Genomic DNA, 2788 nt, shown 5'->3' on the forward strand with positions numbered 1-2788 from the left:
GAATGCTCCGAAATATGCATACAGCTCGTTTTCTTTATTAAGTTCGATTAACTTTTGGTCTTGAGCTGTAATCTTTTCATTTAATTGGTTGTAATAATCTAGTTGATCGCGAAGTTCAAGAATGAGCAGAGGCGGGATTACTGCATCTTTATCTGCTAGCCACTGGAACAACTTTTTCATATTGGCATGGCCACGAGGAAAGCTGATGCCAAACTCTAGCAAGATGGAACCAATTCTATTCATGCATGAGGTTCTTTCGCGAATATATCCCGTTCTGATTCTCCGAATAACCGTACTAATTTGAGCTTGTTCACTCTTAGGAGAAACAAATCTCATATTAGGTCTAGTAGCAGCTTCGGCAATAGCGTCAGCATCAATGAAGTCATTTTTGTGGCTCTTAACGTATGGCTTTACATACTGTGCTGGTATCAGCTTAACATTATGACCATATTCTTGGCATCTTCGATGCTAGCCAATGTGCACCACAACAGGCTTCCATTGCTATGGTTGTCGTTTCTTGTTGGGAGATGAATTGAACGAGCTTAACTCGGCTCAATTTGTGTCGGTAAATTTCGCGGCCAGAATGGTCATGACCAATGAGATGGAAAACCGACTTCCCGAGATCTATACCAATAACTTTTATAACTGACATGATGGCACCTCTAAATGTACTGCGACATAGCTAATTTTAACGTAGGTGTGGGGCGTACCATCTAATTAATGAGCTATAGCTTCCCCTAAATTAACAATTCAGAGATAACTAAACGTATGGAAAGTCGCTTAACGTAGCATCCAGTATTGACGGTGCAGATCAGTTTAAAACTAGCTCATTTATCGCCAGTGAGCATACCGAAGAAGATCTGTCTCGACTCTGGCGTGTTGTCTCTATGAGTTTCGTATTTTACATGCGCGTTTGCATCAACTGCTTTTGATAGCTTGATGCTCCATAGTGCTTTCATTTGATTTGGTACAATTGAATATCGGACATCGATAATACGCAGCTCGTCTGTTGGGTCCTGAGCGATATAACCATTTGAAAACCAGCGGAAACGTTCTATGTCTTTGGCTTGTTGAGAGTCAGGGTCAAGCCAAGGTAAATCCCTGCTAACATTCAGCTTCGCAATCGACTCTCCGGGATACGTGCTTACCGATGTGCCAACCCGCACTGCGTCTACATGGTAATGAGCCTCTGTTTCGTACACCACTTTCCAAACCAAGATATTCGCAAAGCTTGGTTTTGCCTCTAATCGAATCGGTGTGTGTTGCCTTTCTTGCGCTAATTGCCACCCAATCGCCTCTGCCCTGTCTCGCTGAATCATCCCTAATGTTGGATAAATTAGCGCCCAAGTAAACGCAACACGCGCTAGCCAAGGCGCTCGTTTTAACGTCGCAAACACAAGCAACACTAGAATGGGAAGCGTATAAACAGGATCGATGATTGATATGGTATTCCAAGAAAAACGCGCGTTGGTGAAAGGCCAAAGTAACTGCGTGCCATAGGTGGTACAAGCGTCTAACAGTGCATGAGTACCATAGCCCAGAGCACAAAACAGCCAACTTTGTTTGAAAGAAAGCCCACGTTTTTTTGCAATCAGGTGATGCAGAACCAAAGCGCAGATCAAACTGCCAATGGGAATAAAGAAGAGTGAATGGGTAAATTGTCGATGAAATTCCAAAGCCAACAAAGGGTCACTTTGAGACTTAATCAGTGCATCCAAATCTGGTGCTAACCCGGAGAGCAGCCCTAATACCCCAGCAACAACCAAATGTTGTTTTTTGCTGGCAGATTGTGACAAAGAAACGCCTAACACGCCCTGCGTTAAAGGATCCATAAATCACTCATTGATAGCATTCCGTTGAATCAAACAAAATACATTTAGCTATAGCGGTGAACTGTTCATAACTAAACGGTTTTATCAATATACTCATGTACATAGTTGTATAAGCATAGACCGATAAACAAAAAAGAGCAGTTATGAAACTGCCCTTTTCTAATTATTGGTGGTTGATCAATTTATTCGTTTTTGTTCTGTATATTCACACTTGAACGATCTTTTATTAACGAGCAACCATGCTTGCTGCGATAACCACCAGCAGTACTGAGAAGATTTTCTTAATCGTTGGAACCGGTAAATGGTTGGTGGCTTTTGCGCCTAACGGAGCCGTAAACCAAGACGTGCACACAATACCCAACAGCGCAGGCAGATAAACAAAGCCAGCAAAGCCATCTGATAGAGCAAAGTGGCTGCTGCCTGAACTGATGTAACCTATCGAGCCAAACAACGCGATCACAATGCCACAAGCCGAGGCACAACCGATGGCCTTTTTCATACCGACAGAGAAGAACGTTAATAGCGGAACCAGCAATGCTCCGCCACCAATACCTATTATGGCAGATAAGCCACCCGTAATGGTTGTCAGCACAGTGAGCACACCTTTGTTCGGCAGTTTTCGTTCCTTAGGCGCATCATTTTTGCTGCTTAAGAACATCTTGATCGCAATAAGAACCACACTCACAGCAAACACAATACGAACGACTTTTTCCGGTAACAACGCCGCCATAAAACCACTAACCAATGCACCCAGAGCAACACCGAGCATGATCCAAGGCGCCAGATCCCAAGGCACTTTGCCATTCTTGTGGTGAGCGAGTGCAGAAGATGTTGAAGTGAACAGTATCGATGCCAACGAGGTAGCAATCGCCGCGACAACAACTTGGTCGGATGGTAGAACTTCTAAATACAGTAAAATGCTGCTTAACACAGGAACCAGGGCGGGATCGCACTTT

At 43.7% G+C, this 2788-nt stretch carries 2 protein-coding genes and 1 pseudogene; all 3 read right to left on the reverse strand.

Annotated features, from left to right (window positions below; genetic code table 11):
• Positions 1-652: pseudogene (locus AB4263_RS24290) on the reverse strand (IS110 family transposase); the annotation flags it as partial.
• A 175-nt stretch (positions 653-827) separates the two neighbouring features.
• A complete protein-coding gene (locus tag AB4263_RS24295) occupies positions 828-1832 on the reverse strand; it encodes a metal-dependent hydrolase (RefSeq protein ID WP_372052197.1) in 1005 nt (334 codons plus the stop codon).
• 226 nt (positions 1833-2058) lie between these two features.
• Positions 2059-2772 carry a sulfite exporter TauE/SafE family protein gene (locus AB4263_RS24300; RefSeq protein ID WP_372099045.1) on the reverse strand — a complete coding sequence of 238 codons (714 nt, stop codon included), beginning with the start codon at positions 2770-2772 and terminating at the stop codon, positions 2059-2061.
• Between the last annotated feature and the right edge of the window lie 16 nt (positions 2773-2788).

It is taken from the genome of Vibrio sp. 10N.261.55.C5, assembly GCF_041470505.1.
GTDB classification, from domain to species: domain Bacteria; phylum Pseudomonadota; class Gammaproteobacteria; order Enterobacterales; family Vibrionaceae; genus Vibrio; species Vibrio crassostreae_C.

Excerpts from the sequence above, each read along its gene's own strand:
- AB4263_RS24295 (WP_372052197.1), bottom strand. The coding sequence starts at position 1,832 with ATGGATCCTTTAACGCAGGGCGTGTTAGGCGTTTCTTTGTCACAATCT.